A 22,316-nucleotide genomic window follows, 5' to 3' on the forward strand; every position below is an offset into this window, starting at 1 on the left:
GGTGTTACACCTGCTCGCCGGCGCGCAGGACCCGCAGGAGCTCCAGATCGGCGGAGAGCTCCAGCACGTCGGCACGCAGGCCGGCGGCGAGCTCGCCGCGGTCCTTCAGGCCCAGCAGTCGGGCGGGCGTGGTCGCCCCGGCGCGCGCGGCGTCGGCGAGCGACACCCCCGAGTGCCGGACGGCGCGCACCACCACGTCGAGCACCGACGAGGTGCCGCCGGCGATGGCGCCCGGCGTCCCGTCGGGCGTGGTCAGGCGCGCGACGCCACCCCCGACGGTGACCTCCAGCGGCCCGAGCGAGTACTGGCCGTCGGGCATCCCGGCGGCCTGCATGGCGTCGGAGACCAGCGCGATGTGGTCCGGCCCGACGGTCGCGAAGACCATCGCGACGGTGCCGGCGGCGAGGTGCACCCCGTCGCCGATGATCTCCGCGACCGCGTGGCCCTCGCCCGCCGCCTGCAGCGCGGCACCCACGGCGCCGGGGTGCCGGTGGTGCATCGGGTGCATGCCGTTGAACAGGTGCGTGATGCTGACCGGGCCGTCCGGGGTGCCGAGCGCGGCGGCCACGGTGTCGTAGTCGCCGGCGGTGTGCCCGACGGACACGACGGCGCCGGCCGCGGACAGCTGCCGCGCCAGGTCGGCGAAGTGCGCGGTCTCGGCGGCGACGGTCATCGAGGAGATCCGGCCGCCCGCGGCGTCGAGCAGCGACGCGAGCAGCGCCGGGTCGCCGTCGATGATGTACCGCGGGTCCTGCGCGCCGCACACCTCCTGCGCGAGGAAGGGGCCCTCCAGATGCAGCCCGGCGACGGTGCCGTCGTCCACGAGCGGCGCAAGCGTCGCGATCCGCTCGAGCAGCTTCTCCGGCGCCGCGGAGACCAGCGAGGCCAGCAGCGTCGTCGTGCCGCGGCCGAGGTGGTGCGCGGCGGCCGCGCGGGCACCGTCGGCGTCCGAGTCCGGGAAGCCGAAGCCCCCGCCCCCGTGGCAGTGCACGTCGATCATGCCGGGCAGGTAGACGCGCTCCGACGGTGCCGGCAGCGTCGCGGCCGGGAAGGCGGACGCGGGTCCGACCTCCGCGATCCGGCCGTCCGCGAGGGCCAGGACACCGTCGTCGATCGCCCCGGAGGGCGTGACGACGGTGCCGCGCAGGAGCTCGCTCAAGCCGTGGCCTCCGCTTCCATGTCCTCGTCCTCGCGACCGGGGGTCTTGAGGTTGCGCCGCTTGATGATGAAGCTGAACGAGAAGTAGTAGATCACGGCGTAGACCAGGCCCATCGGGATGAGCAGCAGCGGCTTGTTCGCCAGCCCGAAGTTGAGCACGTAGTCGATGGCGCCGGCGGAGAACGTGAAGCCGTGGTGGATGTCCAGCCAGTTCGCGATGAGGAGCGAACTGCCGGTGAGCAGCGCGTGGAGCAGCAGCAGCGGCCAGGCCACGAAGATGAAGGAGAACTCGAGCGGCTCGGTGATGCCGGTGATGAAGCTGGTGAGCGCGACGGACAGCATGATGCCGCCGACCACCTTGCGGTTCTCGGGCTTGGCGCAGCGGTAGATGGCGAACGCCGCGGCGGGCAGGCCGAACATCATGATGGGGAAGAAGCCGGTCATGAACGTGCCCGCGGTGGGGTCGCCCTGCATGAACCGGGCGATGTCGCCGTGCACCACGGTGCCGTTCGCGCCCTGGTAGTCGCCGAGGACGAACCAGACCACGGAGTTGATGATGTGGTGCAGACCGAGCGGCAGCAGCAGGCGGTTGACGGTGCCGTACACGCCGCCGCCGACCACGGAGTGTTCGGCGACCCAGTTGGCGAGACTGGTCAGGCCGGCGTTGAACAGCGGGTAGGCGAAGGACATGAGCACGCCGACGACGATCGCGCCCGAGGCGGTGAGGATCGGCACCAGGCGGCGGCCGGAGAAGAAGCCGATGTAGTCGGGCAGCTTCGTCTTGTAGTACTTCTGCCAGAGCATCGCCGACATGATGCCGATGACGATGCCGCCCAGCACGCCGTACTCGACGAGCGCCTGCTTGTCGTCCTTGTCGAGCTTGCCCGCGAGCACCACGGGCGACATGGCCTTCTCGACGGCCTGGAACGACAGATAGCCGACGAGTGCGGCGAGCGCGGTGGAACCGTCGGCCTTCTTGGCCCAGCCGATCGCGATGCCGACCGCGAACAACATGCCGAGGTTGGCGAACAGCGCGTTGCCCGCGCCGCCGATGACCGCGGCGACGGTCTTCATGGAGTCGAATCTGCCGAGGAGATCGTCCTGGCCGAGGCGCAGCAGGATGCCCGCCGCGGGCAGTACCGCGATGGGCAGCATGAGGCTGCGGCCGAGTTTCTGGAGACCGCTCAGATCGAGCCGTCGTGCTGATATACCGGATCCGGATGAGGAACTCATTTTTCGCTCCTGTCGAGGGACGAGTCCACTAGGCTGACGACAGGTTATAACCAGTTCGGCCCGGCGTGAGTCGGTTTTCCCGAACCTCTCCGAAAGGCGGCAGGAATGTCGAAGGCGCAGGACATCGTGAACGGGCTCGGCGGGGCCGACAACATCGAAGAGGTGGAGGGCTGCATCACCCGCCTCCGCTGCGAGGTCAAGGACACCGGCCTCGTCGACCAGGCCGCGCTCAAGAAGCTCTCGCACGGCGTGATGGTCGCGGGCTCGGCCGTGCAGGTCGTCGTCGGCCCGACCGCGGACGCGCTCGCCGAGGAAGTGCAGGACCTCCTGTGACCGAGGTGCTGGCACCGGTCGCCGGGCGGCTCGTGCCGCTCTCGGCCGTGCCGGATCAGGTCTTCGCCGGCGAGATGGTGGGCTCGGGGGTCGCCATCGAACCGTCCGTGCCCGCCGACGGTGCCGAGGCCGTCGTCGTCTCGCCCGTGGCGGGGACGGTACTGAAGTTGCATCCGCACGCGGCGATCGTGCTCGCGGACGGCGGTATCGGTGTTCTGGTGCATGTCGGAATCGACACCGTGAACCTGAATGGTGAGGGCTTCACGCTGCTGGCCGCGGAGAAGGCCAAAGTCGCCGCCGGGGATCCGCTGATCTCCTTCTCCCCGTCGGGCATTCGCGACCGAGGCCTCAGCGCGATCTGCCCCGTCGTGGTGATGGATTCCCAACCCGGGTCCATTGCGAATCTTGAAGAACGTGATGTGGCCGCGGGGGATTGGATCTTTACTGTGTGAATGACACGTCGCTCCGGCGTGTTCATCTGGTCACAGTGATCGAATGGAGGCGTAATCCTCTCACTATCTTGAGTAGCGTGAGCGCGAATGTTGTCGGTTGGGGAAAGGTGGATGGCCTGTGGTGAGCTCGACGGGACGCCTCGCTGAGGGAGGCGTGCGATGGATGCGAACCTGATCCAGCACCTCATCACCGTTCCGCTATTCACCGGCATCATCGGCTACATCACCAACTGGACCGGCATCCTCATGCTGTTCGAGCCGAAGAAGTTCTACGGCGTCAAGGTGCCCGGGATGGCGACCCTGTATCCGCTGCTGCCGCGCCGGGTCCAGGTGATCCCCGCGATCATGCCCGACGGCCGCGTCGGCTGGCAGGGGATCGTGCCCTCGCGGGCGGAGAAGATGGCGAGCATCGCCGTCGACAAGTCGCTCAACAAGGTGGGCAGCATCGCCGAGTTCTACGAGGTGATGGATCCGGAACACGTCTCCGAGGTGCTCACTCGGGCGTCGCTGCCGATGATCCCGTCGATCGTGGAATCCGTGATGCAGCGCGAGAACCCGCGCCTGTGGTACTCGCTCCCCGAGGACGTCAAGCTGCTGGTCTTCCGCCGCGTGTCCGCCTCGCTGCCCAAGGACGTCCGGAAGATCACGTCGACCATCGGCGAGAACATCGACGACTACATCGACGCCAAGCTGCTGGTGATCCGGTACCTCACGAACAATCCCTCGGTACTGAAGGACATCTTCTACAACATGGGCCGCAAGGAGCTGAAGTTCATGCAGAACTTCGGCTTCTACTTCGGCTTCCCCATGGGCTTCCTGCTCGTGGCGCTGCTGCACTTCTTCCCGTATTGGTGGCTGCTCCCGCTGGGCGGGATCGTGATCGGCTACGTGGTGAACTACATCGGCATCCTGATGATCTTCGAGCCGATCCACCCCACCTGGTGGGTGCCGTGGAAGCAGGGCCTGTTCCTCAAGCGGAAGAAGGAGATCGGCGAACAGTACGCCATCGTCATGGCGGACAAGGTCATCACGATCGAGAACATCTGCGACGAGCTGCTGCACGGCCCGCGGTCCGACCGCACGCGCGCCACCGTCGAGTCGGTGCTGCGCGATTCGATCGACAACGCGGCCGGGTGGGCCCGCGGCTTCGTCAAGCTGTCGGTGGGCTCCGAGGCCTACGACCGGGTGCCGCAGCTGGTCGGCGCGGAGGCGCTCAAGGTCGCCGAGGCGACGGTCAGCGAGCCGAAGTTCGTCGCCGAGCAGCAGTCGAAGGTGCGCGAATTCGTGATCGAGCGGATGAGCAAGCTCAGCCCGGAGGACCTCAGCGAGCTGCTCCGATCGGCGATCAAGCAGGATGAGTGGCTGCTGTTCCTGCACGGCGCGGTGCTCGGCTCGTTCGCCGGGTTCCTCCATCTAGCGATATTCGGGGTGTGACAGACGTGAGTGAGAAGTCCCGTTCCTCCGCGGCCTCCGACGACGAGGTCGTCGACGAGAACCGCGAGCTCGCGGTCCGCGACGGCGGCGAGGTCGCCGCGGCGGAGAAGCAGGAGTCCGGCGGGCTCCTCGGCCGGCTGGGGCGCGTCTCGAACTCCGCCTTCAGCGTGACCCGGGAGCTCGGCGGCTCGGCGCAGCGCCTCACGCAGCAGTTCGTGAGCGAGGCGGGTCACCTCGTGGACGTCGCGCTGACCACCGAGGTCGCGCCGCGCATCGTCGTGCACGGGGAGGTCGTGGACGAGCTGCTCGAGCAGGCCCCTGAGCCCGTCGCCACTCCCGACGAGCTCCGCCGCACGGGCGATCGGCTCCTCGCGCAGTCCGCCGAGCCCGCCGGCGCGCAGACGCCCCACCCCGCCTACGAGCACATTCTGCAGGAGCTGTGCCCGGACGAGGCTCGCATCCTGCGGCTGCTCTTCAACGACGGTGCGCAGCCCGCCATCGACGTGCGCACGAACCGCCCGTTCGGCGTGGGCGCCGAGACGGTGGCCGCCGGCGTGTCGATGATCCCCGAGGTCGCCGGCTGCCGGAACCCCGACCGGATCGCCGAGTACCTCGGCAACCTGCACCGCCTGGGCCTGATCTGGTTCTCCAAGGAGCAGGTCGACGTGCGGCGCTACGAGTTGCTGCAGGTGCAGCCCCAGCTGCTCGACGCGCTGAGCAGCGCGGGCCGGTATGCGAAGACCGTTCGCCGCCGGATCGAGATCACGCCCTTCGGCCGCGCCTTCTACACCACCTGCTTCTCCCCGTCGTCCGGCTTCGCGGACTAGGTCGCGCGGGCTCCGCTCGTCGGCGGCAGGTGCTGGGGATGGACGGCCTCCCGGGTGATCGCGAGAGCCGATTCGAGGTCGCCGTAGCGCAGTTGGGCGACGCGGACGAACAGGAAGTCGACCACGGCGAGCTGTGTGAGACGGCTGGCGAGGGCCGCCGCCCGCAGCGGTGACTCCTGCGCGACGGTGAGCAGGAGGCGGTCGGCCGCCCGCCCCAGGGGGGACTCGGGGGCGTTGGTCACGGCGACGCCGAGGGCTCCGCGCTGGGTCGCGAGCTGCAGGGCGCGGTGCACCTCGACGGTGGTCCCGCTGAACGAGACGGCGACGGCGACGGAGTCCGGAGTCGCGAGCGCCGCGTGGACGAGCTGCATGTGCGTGTCCGGCGAGTACTGGCAGGACAGGCCGATGCGCTGCAGCTTCTGGGAGAGGTCGAGCGCCGCGAGGCCGCTGGCCCCGACGCCGAAGGCGTGGCACCGTCCGTGCTCGGCGATCGCCTGTGCCACGGTCTCGAGGGCGTCGTGGTCGATCAGGCGGGCGGTCTGCTCGAGGGAGCGGGCTTCGTGGAAGGCGATCTTGGCGACGACGGTGGCGAGGTCGTCCGCGTCGTTGATGGCGCCCTCGGCGATGTCGGACCGTTCGAGTTCGACTTGGCGGCGGGACAGCTCCTGCGCCAGGGCGATCCGCAGATCGGGGTAGCCGCCGAACCCCAGCGCGCGGGCGAACCGGACGACGCTGGCCTGCGATGCGCCGGCGGCCGCCGCCAGCTCGGTGATCGTCGCGGCGACCGCGCGCTCGGGGTCGCCGATCACCGTCGCGGCGACCTTGGCCTCTGCCGGGCGCAAGGTCGGAACGACGGATCGTATGCGGTCGATGGTGCCGTCCACAGCTCCCCCTCCAGCGTCTCGGCGAGTATTCCACAGCAGTTCTGAAAATTATCTTCGCATGAGCTCGTTCGTGTGTAATCTTTCGTCATCGCCGGAGCGGAAGGGATGCCGTGCACGAGATCGCCACGACGGAGAGCCGGAACAGCCGGACCATGGAGCTCGACGAGTTCACGGTCGAACAGCTGCTCACGGCCATGAACGACGAGGACCGGCTCGTCCCCGACGCGGTGCGCCGCGTCCTCCCGGAGGTCGAGCGCGCCGTCGAGCTCGCGGTGACGGCGCTGCGGTCCGGCGGCAGGCTCATCTACCAGGGCGCCGGCACCAGCGGCCGGCTCGGCGTGCTCGACGCGGCGGAGTGCCCCCCGACGTTCGGCGTCCCGCCGGGCGTGGTCGTCGGGGTCCTCGCCGGCGGCGACGCGGCGATGTTCCGGTCCGAGGAGGGCGCCGAGGACTCCGCCGAACGCGGCCGGGACGATCTCGTCGCGCTCGGCGTGACTCCCGCCGACGTCGTGATCGGCATCGCGGCGTCCGGCCGAACGCCGTACGTCATCGGGGGCCTGGACCACGCGCGGGCGGTCGGGGCGTCGACGGTGGCCCTCTCCTGCAACCCCGGTGCCGCGATCTCCGCGCACGCGCAGGTCGCCATCGAGGTCGACAACGGCCCCGAGGTGCTCACCGGCTCCACCCGCCTCAAGGCCGGTACCAGCCAGAAGCTGATCCTCAACATGATCTCGACGGCCGCGATGGTGCGGACGGGCAAGGCCTATTCGAACCTGATGGTCGACGTGGCGCCCAGCAACGTCAAGCTGGCGGGCCGCGTGGTCCGCATCATCCGCGAGGCCACGGGCGCCGACGAGGCCGCCGCCCGCGCGGCCTCCGCCGCGGCTGACGGACACGCCAAGACCGCGATCGTGATGATCCTCGCCGACGTCGACGCCCCGACCGCCCGCCGGCGCCTCGCCGACGCGGACGGCCTCGTCCGCGTCGCCATCCGCTCCACCGAATCCTGATCCGTAGGGAGGACTGCTCTGATGGACTACACCGAACTCGGCGAGAAGGTTCTGCGGCTCGTCGGCGGAACCGGCAATGTCGCCTCGCACACCAATTGCATGACGCGCCTGCGGATCAACGTCGAGGACCAGGCGGCCGTCGACGTCGCCGGCATCCGCGCCCTCGACGGCGTGCAGGGCGTCGTCGACGGCCCCCAGCTGCAGATCGTCGTGGGCCCGGGCCACGCCGAACGCCTGCGGGAGTGCTTCGGGGACGTGCTCGCCGCGGCTCGGGCCGCGGAGTCCGGTTCGGAGTCCGACGTCGTCGTGGCGCTCGACAAGGTGGCCGACGACGTGCGCGAGGCCGAGCTGGACTCCCTGGCGACCCGCACGCAGGCGAAGGTGAAGGCACGGCAGACGAGCCGCCTGCAGGTCGCGCTCAAGCACGTCGGCAACATCTTCATCCCGCTCTTCCCGGGCTTCATCGCCTGCGGCATCATCGCGGCGATCGCCAACATCTGGAAGCTGATCGACCCCTCGGTGACGGGCAATCCGTGGTTCCTGGTGTTCGCGGCCATGGGAACGCTCCTCATCGGCAGCCTGAACCTGATCGTCGGCCTGAACACGGCCAAGGAGTTCGGGGGCTCGCCGGTGCTCGGCTTCGTCGCCGGCGGCCTGCCCTACCTGCCCGCGCTCGCGGGCATCGCGGCGAACCCCAAGACCGGCGCCGAAGCGGTCCCGCTGACGATCCCCGTGGTCGGCCAGCTGAGCCCCGGCCTCGGCGGCGTGATCGGCGTGATGGCCACGGCGTGGCTGTTCGCGGCGATCGAGAAGCGGCTGCGCGCACGCGTTCCCGCGAGCCTGGACCTGTTCGTGGTGCCCGTGTTCACCGTGCTGGTGGGCGCGGTGGTGAGCCTGTTCGTGATCATGCCGATCGCGGCGCTCGTGATGCGCGGGGTCACCTGGTTCCTCGTCGACTTCGCGCTCGAGCAGGGCGGCGTCTTCGGCGGCTTCCTGATGTCGGCGCTGTTCCTGCCGCTGGTGATGCTCGGCTTGCACCACGGGCTGACGCCGGTGCACGTGCAGCTGATCGCGGACCTCGGCTACACGCCGCTGCTGCCCATCCTGGCCATGGCCGGCGCGGGGCAGGACGGCGCGGCCATCGCGATCTGGCTCAAGACCCGAAACCCGAAGCTCAAGCGGATCATCAAGGGCGCGTTGCCGCTCGGCCTGGTCGGCATCGGCGAGCCGCTCATCTACGGCGTCTCGCTCCCGCTGTTCTATCCCTTCATCACGGCCTGTCTCGGTGCCGGTTTCGGTGGTGCCTTCGTGGCCTGGGGGATGGAGGTCAGCGGCGGATTCGGTGCCCAGACCATCGGGCTGTCGGGGGTTCTGATGACGGGCGTGATCTCGGCGGGCGGGTGGCTCTGGTACCTCGGGGGCATCGCCGTCGGAGCGCTGGCCGGCTTCGTGCTCACCTACCTGTTCGGCTTCAAGGAGTCGATGGAATCGCGCCTGGCCTGAGCCGCGCACCGGAGGGACGATCATGTTGCACTCGCTCTATCCCACGGACGATCCCGCGCTGCGCCGGAGCGTGGCCGTGGCCGCCGCCCGCGCCGGCCGGGGGCTCGTGTTCACCTCTCTGCACATCCCCGAGAGCTCGGGCTTGCGGGCGTTCGGCGCGGAGCTCGCGGGCTTGCACCGCGAGCTCGGCATCGAGTTCTGCGCCGACGTCTCGCCGAAGGCCCTCGCTCTGCTCGGGGTGGATCTCGCGGGGCTGGGGATGCTCCGGGCCTGGGGCGTCACGACGGTCCGCATCGACTTCGGCTTCTCCCCGGACGAGGTGCGCGCCATCGCGGCCGCCGGGCCCTTCCGGATCGCCGTCAACGCCAGCACGGTGACGCCGGAGGAATTGGATGAGCTCGCCGGCCTCGACCCGGTGGGCTGGCACAACTACTACCCGCGTCCGGAGACCGGCCTCGCCGAGGACTTCTTCGCCGGCCAGAACGCGCTGCTGCGCGGGCGGGGTCACGACGTGGTGACGTTCATCCCGGGGGAGCGCGAGTTCCGGGCGCCGCTGCACCTGGGGCTGCCGACGCTCGAATCGCACCGGCACGCCAACGCCTACGTCAACCACGCGCGGGTGCTCGCGGCCTGCCCGGACACCGGGGTGGCCTGCGCCGAGGGGACGGTGCTGCCGCAGCACGAGGAGTGGATCGAACGCCGTGAGCGGCACGGCGAGATCGTGGTGCCGCTCGCTTCGGTCCCCGGGGCGATGCGGCACCTGCTCGACGGTCCGCTGCGTCTCCGGCCGGAGGGGACCGCGGCATCGCATCGCATCGAGGGCACGCGCGGCGGCCCCGTCCCGCCGGACGCGGTCAACGGGACGCGGCGATCACGCGGCAGTCTTCAGGTGGACGTCGCGTCCATGGGGCGGTACCACGGCGAGGTGCACCTGATGCGCGAGGACCGTCCGCTGACCGCCGCGCAGGTGCGGGTCGCCGAGATCGCCGGGCCCTACGTCGATCTCGTCGACCTGCTGCGGCCCGGGCAGACCGTCCGCTTCGTCGTCGCGCCCGCGGAGGAGTGATTGCGCCTACCGCGGGTACGCCAGGCGCCGGAGCAGGGTCTCGGCGGGGCCGCGCCTGCCCGCGCGTTCGAGCCGCACGGCGATCATGACGGTCGCGGCCCAGACGGCGACCGCCAGCAGCGTCGCCGACCAACTGGACAGGTACTGGCCGAGGCCCAGCCCCCACGCCGCGAGGAGTGGCGAGAAGACGACCGACTGCGCGAGGTAGCCGCTCATCGACCGCTTGCCCAGCGCCTGCACCGCGGTCGCGAACGCCCCGGCGCCGCCCCGTTCCAGGCGGATCGCGAGCAGGCCGAACACTGCCACGTACCCGAGCCCGCCGAACAGCCCGCCCAGCGTGTGCAGGGCCAGCAGGACCCAGTCCGCCGTCGGGCCGAACGGAAGGGCGTCCAGGTTCTGCAGGGCGAGGAGGAGTCCCGTGCCCCAGCCGATCGCGAGGCCCACCACGGCGCACGGCCGGAGGAGGGCGGCATGCGCGGCGGGGGCGTCGAGGACGCGGTGCCGGGCGGCCAGCATGCCGAGCAGGACCGCGGCGGGCACGATGAATCCGAACACCACCGTCGGGATCATGATCTCGGCCCACGTCGTGACGCGCTCGGCCATCGCAGCTCCGTACTCCGGGATCGCGTTCGCGTCGGTGGTCGCGGCCGCCGTGCCGCCCGAATCCACCGATGCCGCAGCTACCACTGTGAGAACGGAGAATGCGCCGGAGAGCAGGACCAGGACGGACGCCCAGATCGCGAGGGCCCGGTCCGATCGCCGGAGGAACAGCCACACGAGGACGAGGCCGGTGATCGCGTAGGCGCCGAGGATGTCGCCGTACCAGAGCAGCGCGGCGTGGACGAAGCCGAACGCCAGCATCCACCAGTGCCGCCGCCGCAGGATCCGGCGGGCGACGCGCTGCTCCGTGCCCGCCGCGAGCTGGCGGGTGTACAGCTGGACGATGCCGTAGCCGAAGAGGAAGGCGAACATCGGGTACACGCGGCTGTCGATGCCGGTGATCGCGACGGTCTGTACGACGCGATCGGCGACTGAACCGTCGGCGCTGTGCGCACCGGTGCCCGTCGGCCGGCCCCACAGGAAGTACGGCACGTTCGCGACGGCGATGAGGACCAGCATGACGCCGCGTGCGAGGTCGGGAGCGATGCTCCGGCGGCCGGTGACGGAGGTGGGAGCGGCGACGGGCGAGGGGGAGTCGGTGCCCGGGGACGTGGTCATGATGCGACCGTAAACGTTGCCCCAAGGGCACGGTCAAGCCGTACGCTCGAGCGCATGCCCTGGAGCACGCGTGAGCTGGCCGAACTGGCCGGGACCACGGTCAAGGCGGTCCGCCACTACCACGAGATAGGCCTGCTCGACGAGCCCGAACGCCGGTCCAACGGCTACAAGCAGTACGGCGTCGCGCACCTCGTCCGGCTGCTGCGGATCACCCGCCTCAAGGAGCTGGGCGTCCCGCTCGCCGCGATGCACACCGACGCCGCGGAGGACCTGCCGACCGCGATCCGTGCGCTGGACGGCGAACTCGCGGAGCGGATCGCGCGGCTGCAGCGCACCCGGGCGGAGCTCGCGACGGCCCTGGAGCACAACGCCCCGCTCGACACCCCCGCGGCCTTCCACGCCGTGGCCGAGTCCTTCTCCGATCGCGACCGCGCCCTCGCGACGGTGCTCGGCGGTGTCTTCGACGACGCCGCCCTCGGCGACCTCGGCGCGCTCATGGCGGAGTCGTCCGACGCCGACGAGCTCTTCGACGCGCTGCCGCCCGACGCCGACGAGGCGGCGATCGAGGACGTGGCCGGCCGGCTCGCGGCGACGATCCGCGAGCAGCACGCGCGCTTCCCGTGGATGGCCGACCCGAATGCGGCGTCGGTCCGCGGGCGGGACGCCGCGGAGCGCGCCCTGGGCGCCGCGTTCCTCGAGCTGTACAACCCGGCGCAGATGCGCGCCCTGGCCCGCGCCGCGGCGCTGCTGGACGAGTGACCCGCGCGGCTACGGCGCGTCGGCGGTCTCCGTGACCGTCATCTGCACCTGGTAGCGGTCGGAGCGGTACCAGGAGTAGCTGTGTTCGACGCGCGTGCCTGCTGCGAAGGCGACGCGGTCGAAGGCGAGAATCGGCGTGCCGGGGGCGATGCCGAGCACGCGGGCCAGCTCGCCGTCGGAGGAGATGGCGCCGATGGACTGCTCGGCCCGGTCGATGGCCTGGCCGTACTCGGTGCGGAGCAGGGTGTAGATCGACTGCGTGAGGTCGTGCGCGTCCAGGCCGGGCGCGATCGCCTGCGGGTACCAGGCGTCGTCGACGGAGATCGGCACGCCGTCGGCGAGCCGCAGCCGTTTCACGTGGTACGCCTTGTCGGCCGCCCGGATCTGCAGGGCCGAGGTGGTCGACGGTGGCGGTACCCGCAGCTCCGTCTGCAGGACCACGGTCGACGGGTTGCGGCCCAGGCGCCGCATGTCCTCGTGGAACGAGGCGAGGTGCAGCCGTGAGCGGGCGGGCCGGTCGGCGACGAAGGTGCCCTTGCCGCGGATCCGTACGAGCGTGCCCTCGGCGACGAGCTGGCGCAGGGCCTCGCGCACCGTGATGCGGGAGACGCCGTACTCCTCGCAGAGCTGCCGCTCACTGGGGAGCGCAGAACCGGGCTCGAGCCCGTCCGTACAGCGCTGTTCGAGGAGCGCCCGCAGCTGCTCGTGTTTCGGAATCGGGCCGTCCGCGATCATCGACCCATCTTGTCACACCAGGTCATGACCAGTGGGGCTATCGGACCCCGGAGGCGCGGAACTGCACGCTGATCCGCGGACCGGCGTGCGGCACCTTCGGCACCGCGTGCTCCCAGGTGCGTTGCGCGGAGCCGCCCATCGCGAGCAGATCGCCGTGGCCCACCGTGAGCTTCGTGGAGGCGCCACCGCCGCGCGGCCGCATGAGGAACGGGCGGGCGGCGCCGAGGGACACGATGGCCACGATCGTGTCGTGCGTGCCGCCGCGGCCGATGGTGTCGCCGTGCCAGGCCACCGAGTCCGCGCCGTCGCGGTAGAGGCACAGCCCCACGGAGGTGAACGGCTCGTGCAGGTCCGGCCAGTACAGCTCCGTGAGCTCGGCCATCGCCGCGCCCAGCGCGGGGTGCGGGAGGGCGGCGCCGTCGCCGTAGTAGCGCAGCAGCCGCGGCACGGGCAGCGTGCGTTCGTACATGCGGCGGCGCTCCTCGACCCACGGCACGTCGCGCGCCAGCGCGGCGAACAGCTCGTCGGGCTCCGCCTGCCAGCCCGCGCGCACCTCGAGCCACGCACCGTTGGACAGCTCCCGGCGGTGCGGGGCCAGCGGTGCGGCATCGTCGAACAGCGAATCCTGCATCGCCCGCGACGATACGAGGACCGACTGACAAGTTCGGCGCGGTCTCCGTAGGGTTGGAGGCGTGCGATTCGGACTCTTCCTCCCGCAAGGCTGGCGCTTCGACCTCGTCGGCATCGATCCGGCGGACCACTGGTCCGTCATGAACGGCCTCGCCCAGCGGGCCGACGCCGGCCCCTGGGACTCGGTGTGGGTGTACGACCACTTCCACACCACCCCGGTCCCGAGTCGCGAGGCCACGCACGAGGCGTGGACGCTGATGTCCGCCCTCGCCGCGACCACGAGCCGGGTGAAGCTGGGCCAGATGTGCACCGCCATGGGCTACCGCAACCCGGCCTACCTGGCCAAGGTCGCGGCCACCGTCGACCTGATCTCCGGCGGCCGCACGCAGATGGGCATCGGCGGCGGTTGGTACGAGCACGAGTGGCGGGCCTACGGCTACGGCTTCCCGTCGGCCGGGGAGCGGCTGGGCCGCCTCGACGAGGGCGTGCAGATCCTCCAGCAGGCGTGGACCGAGGGCTCGGCCACGCTCGACGGGAAGTACTACCAGGTGGACGGGGCCATCTGCGAGCCGCGGCCGTTACAGGACGGCGGCATCCCGCTGTGGGTCGCGGGCGGCGGCGAGAAGAAGACCCTGCGGATCGCGGCGAAGTACGCGCAGTACACCAACTTCGACGGCACCTTCGAGGGCTTCGCCCACAAGTCGGAGGTGCTCCGGAAGCACTGCGCCGACGTGGGCACCGATTTCGACGCCATCACCCGCTCCGCCAATTACAACATCGTGATCGGCGAGGCCGCCCGCGACGTGCAGACCCGCCTCGACGAGACCCGCAACCGGCTGCTCGAGCACGTGCCGGAGGCAGGGGTCGACGCCGAGATGGGCGCCTACCTCGGCATGCCGGGCGTGGGCACGCCGGGCGACATCGTCGCCAACCTCAAGCGACTCGAGGCCGAGGGCATGACCTACGCCGTGTGCTACTTCCCCGAGATCGCCTACGACACCTCGGGACTCGAGCTCTTCGAGCGCGAGGTGATCCCGGCGTTCTCCTGAGCCCGCCGCGGAGTCATCGCAATCCGGCGAGCCTCCGTGCACCCTCGACCAGTACCGACTCCTCCTTGCTGAAGGCGAAGCGCAGGAGGTGCCCCCACCGCGCCTGATCGTCGGCGAGGGCGCTGACGGGCACCGCGGCCACGCCGATCCGGGCGGGCATCTCCCGGCAGAGGGCGCCGGCGTCGTCGAAGCCCAGACCCCGGGCGTCGGCGACGACGAAGTAGGTGCCCTCCGACGGGTGCACGGTGAACCCCGTCTCCACCAGGGCGTCGGTGAGCAGGTCCCGCTTGGCCTGCAGGTCAGGTGCGAGCTTCTCGAGCCACGACGACTCGTGCTCCAGCGCGTGCGCCACCGCGTGCTGCAGCGGCGCGGCGCCCGTGAAGGTGAGCCACTGCTTCGCGGCGCGGCAGGCGTCGGCCAGCTCGCGCGGCGCGGTGATCCAGCCGACCTTCCAGCCCGTCACGTTGAAGGCCTTGGCGGCGCCGGAGATCCGGACCGTGCGCTCCCGCATGCCGTCGAAGGCGGCGAGCGGCCGATGCGCGCGGCCGTCGAAGAGCAGGTACTCGTAGACCTCGTCGGTGAAGCAGTGCAGGTCCCGCTCGACGCACACGTCGGCGATGAGCTGCAGATCGGCGTCGGAGAGCACCGTGCCGGTGGGGTTGTGGGGCGAGTTCACGATGATCGCCGCGGTCCGCTCCGTGACCGCGGCGCGCAGCAGGTCGGGGTCGAGGGCGTACCGTCCGCCGTCTTCGACGAGCGGCACGACGACCCGCTGCGCCCCCGCCATCGCCACGGTCGCGGCGTAGGAGTCGTAGAAGGGCTCGATGAGGATCACCTCACGGCCGGGCTCGACGAGGCCCAGCACCGCGGCCGCGATCCCCTCGGAGGCGCCGACGGTGACCAGTACCTCGCCGTCGGGGTCGTAGCGCAGGCCGTAGTCCCGCTCGACCTGGTCCGCTACCGCCCGGCGGAGGGAGGGCAGGCCGTCGCCGGGCGGGTACTGGTTGAGGCCGCCGTCGATGGCGGCCTTGGCGGCCAGCAGCATGCCGGCGGGTCCGTCGGTGTCCGGGAAGCCCTGCCCCAGGTTGACGGCGTCGTGCGCCACGGCGAGGGCCGAGATCTCCGCGAAGATCGTCGACGTGAAGGGCTGAAGGCGTCGGACGGTGCGCATCCCCGCAGCCTAGTGGCCCGCGCGGCTACGGTGGGGGTATGACCTCCGCCGTCGTCGTCGGATCCGGCCCCAACGGGCTCACCGCCGCCGCGTCGCTGGCCCGCGCGGGCCTCGACGTGACGGTGCTCGAGGCCGAGACCACCCTCGGCGGCGCCTGCCGCTCGGACACGCTGCGCGGCACCGTCGTGGACCGGTTCTCGACGGGGCACCCCCTCGCGTACGCCTCGCCCGCGCTGCGGGACGTCGGCGTCGACATCGACTGGGGGACCGCGCCGATCGACGTGGGGCACCCGCTCTCGCCGGCCCCCGCGGACGCGATCGGGACCCTGGCGGACGTGCCGGACTGCGGACCCGAGGTGATGCCGGCGTTCTTCGGCCCCATGACGGACGTGCCGCGGCACCCGGTGGTCGCGACGCGGTGGGGCCCGCGGTTCGCGCTCCCGGCATCGGTCACCGCCGCTGCGCTCGGGCGGACCGGTGGCGCCGTCTTCGCCGGCGTCGCAGCGCATTCCATCTCCCCACAGCACCTGCCGATGACGTCGTCGATCGGGTACCTGCTCTCCGGTGTGCGGCCCTGGCCCGTGCCGATCGGCGGCTCCCAGCGGATCTCGGACGCCCTCGCCGCGGTCGTCGGGTCGCACGGTGGGCGGATCCGCACGGGGGAGCGCGTGACGACGCTCCCGGACGCCGACCTCGTGGTGCTCGATACTGGCCTGCCCGCGGCGCGGGACCTGCTCGGCGATCGCGCCCCCGCGTGGCTGCAGCGCCGCGCCCGGCAGTGGCGGTTCGGGCCCGCCGCGTTCAAGGTGGACCTCGTGGTCGACGGCGGGATCCCCTGGGCGCATGAGGAACTCCGACGGTCCGCGTTCGTCCACCTGGGCGGCACGGCGCGGGAGATCGCGCGCAAGGAGCTCATGGTGAATCGCGGGCGGATGCCCGAGCGGCCCGTGATCATCCTATCGCAGCAGTATCTGGCGGACCCGTCGCGTTGCGCCGGTTCGCTGGCGCCGGTGTCCATGTACGCCCACTGCCCCAACGGTTTCCCCGGCGATCTCACCGAATCGATCGTGGCCGAGGTGGAGCGGCACGCGCCCGGGGTGCGGGAGCGGATCATCGAGACGCGGTCCGTCGGCCCCGCGGGGCTGCAGGCGGTGAACGCCAACCTCGTCGGAGGCGACATCGCCGCCGGCGCCGCCGTGCCCGCGCAGTTGGTGCGGCGGCCGAAGCTGGTGGACCCGTACCGCCTCACCGACCGCGTCTATCTGTGCTCCTCCGCCGCAGGCGCTCCGGGTGTGCACGGCATGGTCGGGTGGCACGCCGCGGCGTCGGCGCTGCGCTCGCTGGGGCGGTGACGCGCGCCCGCAGAGTAGCCCCGTCGCACAACAAGTGGTGAATACTGCCACCGGATCCCCGTCGTGGTGGTGGAATCGGACGATGCCCTGATGCGACTTCCGTCCTACGCTCCGGGACGGACGCGGAGTGAGCGGGGGGATGAGTGGTGACACGGCAGGTGGACAGCGGCGCGCGACGCATCGCGACGCTGGGGGCGCTCGTCGACGCCGTCCGCGAGGTGAGCGCCGCCGAAGGCGTCGACGACGCATGCCGTGCCCTCGTCAAGGCCGCGGCCCGCGCGGTCCCGCGAGCGGAGATCGTCTTCGTCGCGCTGGCCTCGGTGGAGACGGGCGACCTCGCGATCGCGGCGTCGACGGGGCTGATCTCGCCGGAGTTCCGGTACGGCCGCGCGCCGCACGGGCACGGCCTCTGGGGACGAGCGGCGGAACAGTTCCTTCCGGTCCGCACCGGCGACTACGCCGCGGACCGGTCCTTCGAGCACGACGAGCTCCTCGACGGCGCGTGCCGGGCGGACGGCGTCGTTTCCGCGATGTGCGCCCCACTCGTGGCCGGGGGAAGGGCGATCGGTGCGGTGTTCACCAACGGCCGCGCGAGGGACATGTTCGACGAGGGCGACATGACCAGACTGGCGGAGATCGCCCACGCCACTGCACCGGTGATCCGGCGCGCCGTGTCCCACGCGGAACTGGAGGCGGCGCTGTCCGGTGTCGCGGCCGCCCGGAACCGGCTGGCGCGCGCCGTCGCTGCGCACGACCACCTGCTCACGCGGATCCTCGACGGCGCCGGCCGGACAGAGGTGGTCGACGCGATCGTCGGGACCTGCGACGGCGTCGTGGCCGCGCTCGGCGTGGACGTCGGCGACCGGGCGGTCGCGGCAGCCCCGGAGGGGTCGGATCTGGATCCCCTCCGGGACCGGTGGATCCTGGACGGCATCGCCGACGTACGCAGGACTGAGGAGCACCGCATCGTCGAGCACGGCGACGGCTTCGCTCTTCGTTCCCGCCGTCGCGGGGGGCCGGTACCTGGGGGCGGTGCTCGCCCTCTTCGATCGCCCTGCCGACGAGGCGGACGTCCGTGCGATCCACCGGCTGGTGACCCTGTTCGCGCTCGTCGCCGTGCGCCCGCCGGCGCGCGTCGATGCCCTCGCCGAGGGCGTCGACGCCTTCCAGCTCCGCGGCCTCCTGACCGCAGATGGGCCGCTGAACGACGACGCGCGGGTGCGTTTCGCGCGGATGGGGTTCGACCTCTCGGCCGACCAGGTGGTCACGGTCGCGGCACTGCCACCCCGGAGTGACCCGGAGCGGGTCGCGGGCGCGCTGCGCGCCGGCCGTCCGCCGAGCGACCCCGTCCTGGTGGTCGACGACCGGCTGGTGACGATCACCGCCGGCGAGGAGACGAAGCGGGCCGCCGAAGAGGTGATGGGCACCGCGCGGCGCCGGACGGGCATCGCGCTGCTGGTCTGTGCCTCGATCGTGCGCGATCCCCTCGCCGGTGGGCTCGCAGACGCGTACCGCACGGCAGACGCCGCACTCGGGCTGCTGCAGTCACTCGGCCGGACGAGCGGTGCCTTCGACGTCGATGAGTTCCCCTCGCACCTACCACTCCTGCGATCCGTGACAGTCGATTCGGTGGTGCGCTTCCTCGACGACACCATCGGACCGGTCGTCGAGTTCGACTGCCAGGGATCGTCGGAGCTGGTTCGAACGATGAGCGTCTTCTTCGCCGAGAACATGAACACAGCGGCGACGGCGCGGGCGCTGGATCTTCACCCCAACACCATCATCAAGCGACTCCGGCGCGTCACCGACCTGCTCGGGCCGAGGTGGCAGGGCGATCCGGATTCGCTCGCGATCCGGATCGCCCTGAACCTCCACGGCCTCGCCCGTGGCGGCGCCGACGGGGGCCGCTGAGCGCCCGGGAGTCAGCCGATCTGACAGACCCAACTGTTGGTGTCGTCGGAGTAGACGTAGGTCCCGGCCACACCCATGCCCGTGGTGCAGGGCTTTCCGCCCGGATCGTCGTCGCGGACCTTCGGGGTGGTCGTCGGTGCCGTGCCGTTCTCGTTCGGGTCGTCGCCGGCGCCGTGGTTCGGGTTGGTGCAGACGGTGCCCTGATCGGGGCCGGTGCACGGAACGTCGTACGTGCCGCCGTTGTCGGGTGTCCCCGGCTTGGCCGGGGCGGGCTTGGTGACCGTGTGCGCCGGTCCGGGGGGCTGGGTGACGGTTCTCGTCGGACCGGCGTTGCCGCCGTTGCCCGTCACCGGTTTCCCCGGCTGTCCTGTCGCGGGGGCCTGGTGATGCGTCGCGGCCGCCGAACTCGACGGTGTCGCGGAGGACGTCGTCGAGGCCGGGTTCGAATCGTTCGAGCAGCCGGCGCTGACGAGGACGAGTGCAGCGATGCTCGCGATCATCGCGGTGGAGTGCTTGCGCACCATGGTGTTCCCTTCGATGGTTCGGATCTGTGCTGTGGATCGGTGACGGACTCGATGACCACCTACTCCCGCCGGAATCAGGCGCCCGTGCCGGCGGGCACTGCCCGCGGGCCGTGCTCGGCCACGGTGGCGATCGCGCTCGCGATCATGGGCCACCACGCGTTGTGGACGTCGACGAGCTCCCCGTGCCCGGTCTGCGGGATCTCGATCAGGGCTGTGCTGCCGCCATTCCGGCGGAGGGTCTCGACGTACTCCGCCGCCTCGCGGGGTGGCACGACTGTGTCGTCGGTGCCGGTGATCGCCACGACCGGGACTCGCGGATCCATCCGCTCGAGCGGATCGACCAGCAGGTAGCGATCGGGGAACTGTTCGGGAGTGCCGCCCATGACCCGCAGGACGTGGTCGTTCTTCGTGAGGGAGAGCCGCATGTCGAGCACGCCGGCGAGGGAGACGACGGCGTGGGGCCGGACCGTCGGTCGTGCTCCGGGAGCGCCGTCGGGAAGGGTTCCGCGGCCCGCTGTCCACGCCGCGAGCTGTCCGCCCGCGGAGTGCCCCACGACCGTGACGCGGCTCAGGTCGATCTCCGGTACCGACTCCTGGAGGCGGGCCAGATGATCGACGCCTGCAGCCAGATCGGTGAAGGTGACCGGCCAGCCGCCACCGTCGCCCGCGCGGCGGTAGTTCAGGGTCCACACCACGAAACCACGTGCGGCGAGCGCTTGCGCCGCGGGGCGCACGTACTCGGCAGTCGCGCCTTTGATCCATCCGCCGCCGTGGATCAGGACGATCGTGGGTCGCGCCCCGTTCATAGCCTCGGACGACGGACGGAACAAGAAGCCGCTCAGCGTTTCCGGATCGACGTCGGGAACGCTGAGATACTGGTGCGTCGACACGGAGGCGCGGCCGGTGGGGACGGGGGAGTCGGTGTCACCGGCGGTGCGGCCCCGCAGCGCCACCACTGCGGCGGCGACGAGGATCAGGGCGACGATGATCGCCGCCGCCCAGCGTCGACGACCGACCGAAGTGTGTGGAGGGGGCGGCATTACGCTCCGTTTCGTGTGTCGAGCGGCTCGGATCGCTTCATGCTAACCGCCGCGGTAGCCCCACCCGCCATCGCGAGACATATTGTGCTGGTGCAAATTTCGTGAGTAGCGCAGGCGCACACTGCGCAACGGTCCGGGTGGTGGATCAGACCACCCGCGGCCGTCTACGGTGAATCCGTTGCCCGGTGGACGGCCGTCGTGGCCGCCGCGGTCGCCGCGACGACGATCGCTCGGCGCGTCTCGGCGGCGCCCACGGCGGCGTCGTCGGCAGCGGCGAGGGAGGTCAGTGCGGGGGAGGCGGCGAGCCACGCAGTGACCAGACCCAGTGTGAGTACGAGCGCGTCGACGGCGCCGTCGCCATAGCGCGGCCGCAGTGCGTCGACCTTCTCGCGGTATGTGGTGCCCTCGTCGTCCGTGGCCGACGGTCGTTCGAGGTTCGCCCACGTCGAGAGCCGCAGAGTGGAGGGCTCGGCGAGCAGGTAGTCGTACAGCCGGCCCGCGTAACCGGGCAGGTCGTCGGCGTCGAACCGGACCGCGTCGGCCATGGTGCGGAGGGCGTCCACGACGATCAGGTCGAACAGGTCCTCCTTGGGGCCGAAGTGCACGTAGATCGAGCGCTTGTTCGCGGACGCCTGCTCGGCGATGCGGTCGATACGTGCCCCGGCCAGCCCGAACTCGGCGAACTCCCGGCGCGCTGCGTCGAGGATCCGCCGCTTCGTCTCCGTCGCGTCGGGTGGCACAGGAGGAGAGTACCGCCCTCTCGGTACGTACGTAACTAACTGGTTATTGACAAACGATGGACGGTGCTGCACTCTCGGAGACGATGCCCGCGGCGTGTGGGTGGAACGAAGGAGAGACGATGCCGAAGAAGATTCTGATCACCGGGGCCAGTTCGGGTTTCGGTGCCGGCGCAGCCCTCGAGCTGGCGCGGCAGGGACACGAGGTGGTCGCCGCCGCGGAGACCTGGCCGCAGGTGCGGAGCCTGCGCGCCGCCGCGGCCGAGGCGGGCGTGCGGCTGGAGGTGATCAAGCTGAACCTGACCGACGAGATCGACATCGCGCATGCCGCGACCTACGACCCCGACGTGCTGGTGCTCAACGCCGGCGTGATGGAGGGCGGATCGATGGTCGACGTTCCCCTGGCCCGAGTGCGGGAGTCGTTCGAGATCAACATCTTCGGTCACCTCGCGCTGGTGCAGGCGATCGTGCCGAAGATGGTCGCGCGGAAGTCGGGCAAGGTCGTGTGGACCTCCTCGATGGGCGGGATCCTCGTGGTTCCGTTCCTCGGTGCCTACTGCGCGACGAAGCACGCCATCGAGGCGATCGCCGGCTCGATGAAGGCGGAGCTCGCGCCGCACGGCGTCCAGGTGGCGACCGTCAACCCCGGCGTCTTCGGTACCGGCTTCAACGACACCGGGGCCGAGAGTTATGTGCAGTGGTACGACGCCGAGAGCGCGGTCGTGCCGATGCCCGATTTCGGCGACAGCCTCGCCGACCAGGCCGATCCGCAGGAGATGATCGACGCCATGGTCGAGATCATTCCCGCCGACGAGCACCTGTACCGCACCATGCGGCCGCTCGCGACCATCGACGCCGCGAAGCAGTGGCAGGACAGGGAGTGGACGCAGAATGCCTGACATCACACTCGCGCACGCACAGGAACTCATCGCCGGCGCCGATCGCGCCGCCCGGGAGGCGGGCGTCAAGGCCGTCTTCGCAGTGCTCGACAAGGGCGCGAACCTGGTCGCCTTCGCCCGCACCGACGGGGCGTGGCTCGCGTCCAACGAGCTCGCCGTCGCCAAGGCCAGGACCTCGGTGATGTTCGAGGCCCCGACGGCCGGGCTCGCCGCGCCGATCCAGATCGGGCAACCGGCGCTGCACTTCGACCACATCCACGCCGGAGGCCTGCTCCTCGTGGGCGGTGGCGTGCCGATCGTCGACGCCGACGGCCGGCTGATCGGCGGGTTGGGCGTCTCCGGCGGTGCCCCGGAGCAGGATGCCGCGATCGCGGAGGCCGCGGTCGCCTGA

Annotated in this window: 23 protein-coding genes and 1 pseudogene; 14 read left to right on the plus strand and 10 right to left on the minus strand. The window is 71.0% G+C overall.

What is annotated here, in order from left to right:
• Positions 1–4: 4 nt before the first annotated feature.
• Both WFK95_RS03660 and WFK95_RS03665 read right to left on the minus strand, forming a co-directional pair.
• Positions 5–1,159: an N-acetylglucosamine-6-phosphate deacetylase gene (locus WFK95_RS03660; RefSeq protein WP_336669899.1), complete on the minus strand. Its 1,155-nt coding sequence runs from the start codon at positions 1,157–1,159 to the stop codon at positions 5–7.
• Complete coding sequence (locus WFK95_RS03665) at positions 1,156–2,391, minus strand: PTS transporter subunit EIIC (protein ID WP_336669900.1); 1,236 nt, start codon at positions 2,389–2,391, stop codon at positions 1,156–1,158. Before WFK95_RS03665 ends, WFK95_RS03660 begins: the two co-directional genes overlap by 4 nt.
• 105 nt (positions 2,392–2,496) lie before the next feature.
• Here WFK95_RS03665 and WFK95_RS03670 point away from each other — a divergent pair, with 105 nt between their 5' ends.
• The 4 genes from WFK95_RS03670 (at position 2,497) to WFK95_RS03685 (ending at position 5,437) form a co-directional block, all read left to right on the plus strand.
• Positions 2,497–2,724 carry a PTS transporter subunit EIIB gene (locus WFK95_RS03670; RefSeq protein ID WP_068524062.1) on the plus strand — a complete coding sequence of 76 codons (228 nt, stop codon included), beginning with the start codon at positions 2,497–2,499 and terminating at the stop codon, positions 2,722–2,724.
• Positions 2,721–3,176, plus strand: coding sequence for a PTS sugar transporter subunit IIA (locus WFK95_RS03675; protein ID WP_336669901.1), 456 nt, complete (start codon positions 2,721–2,723; stop codon positions 3,174–3,176). Before WFK95_RS03670 ends, WFK95_RS03675 begins: the two co-directional genes overlap by 4 nt.
• Before the next feature lie 159 nt (positions 3,177–3,335).
• Complete coding sequence (locus tag WFK95_RS03680; protein ID WP_336669902.1) at positions 3,336–4,610, plus strand: DUF445 domain-containing protein; 1,275 nt, start codon at positions 3,336–3,338, stop codon at positions 4,608–4,610.
• Positions 4,607–5,437 (plus strand): Abi-alpha family protein, encoded by an 831-nt coding sequence (locus WFK95_RS03685; protein WP_336669903.1) that lies wholly within the window; start codon positions 4,607–4,609, stop codon positions 5,435–5,437. The genes WFK95_RS03680 and WFK95_RS03685 overlap by 4 nt, the downstream gene beginning before the upstream one ends.
• Here WFK95_RS03685 and WFK95_RS03690 read toward each other — a convergent pair.
• Positions 5,434–6,321: a MurR/RpiR family transcriptional regulator gene (locus WFK95_RS03690; RefSeq protein ID WP_336669904.1), complete on the minus strand. Its 888-nt coding sequence runs from the start codon at positions 6,319–6,321 to the stop codon at positions 5,434–5,436. The two genes, WFK95_RS03685 and WFK95_RS03690, sit on opposite strands and share 4 nt — an antisense overlap.
• A gap of 110 nt (positions 6,322–6,431) precedes the next feature.
• On the opposite strand from WFK95_RS03690, the gene murQ reads away from it, so the two are divergent.
• Genes murQ through WFK95_RS03705 form a run of 3 tightly spaced genes read left to right on the plus strand, consistent with a single transcriptional unit; the run spans position 6,432 to position 9,900 of the window.
• Complete coding sequence (murQ, locus tag WFK95_RS03695; protein ID WP_336669905.1) at positions 6,432–7,331, plus strand: N-acetylmuramic acid 6-phosphate etherase; 900 nt, start codon at positions 6,432–6,434, stop codon at positions 7,329–7,331.
• Positions 7,332–7,352: 21 nt separating this feature from the next.
• The gene (locus tag WFK95_RS03700) at positions 7,353–8,834 is read left to right on the plus strand and encodes a PTS transporter subunit EIIC (protein ID WP_336669906.1); all 1,482 of its coding nucleotides are present in this window, start codon (positions 7,353–7,355) and stop codon (positions 8,832–8,834) included.
• A 22-nt stretch (positions 8,835–8,856) separates the two neighbouring features.
• Positions 8,857–9,900 (plus strand): MupG family TIM beta-alpha barrel fold protein, encoded by a 1,044-nt coding sequence (locus WFK95_RS03705; protein ID WP_336669907.1) that lies wholly within the window; start codon positions 8,857–8,859, stop codon positions 9,898–9,900.
• A 6-nt stretch (positions 9,901–9,906) separates the two neighbouring features.
• Here the strand turns inward: WFK95_RS03705 and WFK95_RS03710 are convergent, their stop codons facing one another.
• Entirely contained in the window at positions 9,907–11,118 is a 1,212-nt protein-coding gene (locus WFK95_RS03710) for a DUF418 domain-containing protein (RefSeq protein ID WP_336669908.1), read from the minus strand.
• A gap of 54 nt (positions 11,119–11,172) precedes the next feature.
• Here WFK95_RS03710 and WFK95_RS03715 point away from each other — a divergent pair, with 54 nt between their 5' ends.
• Entirely contained in the window at positions 11,173–11,877 is a 705-nt protein-coding gene (locus tag WFK95_RS03715) for a MerR family transcriptional regulator (protein ID WP_336669909.1), read from the plus strand.
• Positions 11,878–11,886: 9 nt separating this feature from the next.
• On the opposite strand, the gene WFK95_RS03720 is transcribed toward WFK95_RS03715, so the two are convergent.
• Both WFK95_RS03720 and WFK95_RS03725 read right to left on the minus strand, forming a co-directional pair.
• Positions 11,887–12,612, minus strand: coding sequence for a GntR family transcriptional regulator (locus tag WFK95_RS03720; protein ID WP_336669910.1), 726 nt, complete (start codon positions 12,610–12,612; stop codon positions 11,887–11,889).
• Positions 12,613–12,649: 37 nt separating this feature from the next.
• A complete protein-coding gene (locus WFK95_RS03725; protein WP_336669911.1) occupies positions 12,650–13,243 on the minus strand; it encodes an alpha-ketoglutarate-dependent dioxygenase AlkB in 594 nt (197 codons plus the stop codon).
• A 61-nt stretch (positions 13,244–13,304) separates the two neighbouring features.
• Here WFK95_RS03725 and WFK95_RS03730 point away from each other — a divergent pair, with 61 nt between their 5' ends.
• Positions 13,305–14,291, plus strand: a complete 987-nt coding sequence (locus tag WFK95_RS03730) for an LLM class F420-dependent oxidoreductase (RefSeq protein WP_336669912.1) — start codon at positions 13,305–13,307, stop codon at positions 14,289–14,291.
• 13 nt (positions 14,292–14,304) lie between these two features.
• On the opposite strand, the gene WFK95_RS03735 is transcribed toward WFK95_RS03730, so the two are convergent.
• Positions 14,305–15,462 carry a pyridoxal phosphate-dependent aminotransferase gene (locus tag WFK95_RS03735; RefSeq protein WP_336669913.1) on the minus strand — a complete coding sequence of 386 codons (1,158 nt, stop codon included), beginning with the start codon at positions 15,460–15,462 and terminating at the stop codon, positions 14,305–14,307.
• A gap of 38 nt (positions 15,463–15,500) precedes the next feature.
• Here WFK95_RS03735 and WFK95_RS03740 point away from each other — a divergent pair, with 38 nt between their 5' ends.
• The 3 genes and pseudogenes from WFK95_RS03740 to WFK95_RS03750 all read left to right on the plus strand — a co-directional run bounded on the left by WFK95_RS03740 (position 15,501) and on the right by WFK95_RS03750 (position 18,725).
• Positions 15,501–16,814 carry a phytoene desaturase family protein gene (locus WFK95_RS03740; protein ID WP_336669914.1) on the plus strand — a complete coding sequence of 438 codons (1,314 nt, stop codon included), beginning with the start codon at positions 15,501–15,503 and terminating at the stop codon, positions 16,812–16,814.
• 218 nt (positions 16,815–17,032) lie between these two features.
• Positions 17,033–17,416: pseudogene (locus WFK95_RS24750) on the plus strand (GAF domain-containing protein); the annotation flags it as partial.
• Between the two features lie 430 nt (positions 17,417–17,846).
• Positions 17,847–18,725 carry a PucR family transcriptional regulator gene (locus WFK95_RS03750; RefSeq protein WP_336669916.1) on the plus strand — a complete coding sequence of 293 codons (879 nt, stop codon included), beginning with the start codon at positions 17,847–17,849 and terminating at the stop codon, positions 18,723–18,725.
• 11 nt (positions 18,726–18,736) lie between these two features.
• Here the strand turns inward: WFK95_RS03750 and WFK95_RS03755 are convergent, their stop codons facing one another.
• The 3 genes from WFK95_RS03755 to WFK95_RS03765 all read right to left on the minus strand — a co-directional run bounded on the left by WFK95_RS03755 (position 18,737) and on the right by WFK95_RS03765 (position 21,029).
• Positions 18,737–19,249, minus strand: coding sequence for a hypothetical protein (locus WFK95_RS03755; protein ID WP_224646892.1), 513 nt, complete (start codon positions 19,247–19,249; stop codon positions 18,737–18,739).
• A 74-nt stretch (positions 19,250–19,323) separates the two neighbouring features.
• Positions 19,324–20,289 (minus strand): alpha/beta hydrolase family protein, encoded by a 966-nt coding sequence (locus tag WFK95_RS03760; RefSeq protein ID WP_336669917.1) that lies wholly within the window; start codon positions 20,287–20,289, stop codon positions 19,324–19,326.
• Between the two features lie 164 nt (positions 20,290–20,453).
• Entirely contained in the window at positions 20,454–21,029 is a 576-nt protein-coding gene (locus WFK95_RS03765; RefSeq protein ID WP_224646894.1) for a TetR/AcrR family transcriptional regulator, read from the minus strand.
• 119 nt (positions 21,030–21,148) lie between these two features.
• Between WFK95_RS03765 and WFK95_RS03770 the strand changes: the two genes are divergently transcribed.
• Complete coding sequence (locus tag WFK95_RS03770) at positions 21,149–21,925, plus strand: SDR family oxidoreductase (protein WP_336669918.1); 777 nt, start codon at positions 21,149–21,151, stop codon at positions 21,923–21,925.
• Positions 21,918–22,316, plus strand: a complete 399-nt coding sequence (locus WFK95_RS03775; protein WP_224646896.1) for a GlcG/HbpS family heme-binding protein — start codon at positions 21,918–21,920, stop codon at positions 22,314–22,316. Before WFK95_RS03770 ends, WFK95_RS03775 begins: the two co-directional genes overlap by 8 nt.

This window comes from Tsukamurella sp. USMM236 (genome assembly GCF_037148755.1).
GTDB lineage: Bacteria > Actinomycetota > Actinomycetes > Mycobacteriales > Mycobacteriaceae > Tsukamurella.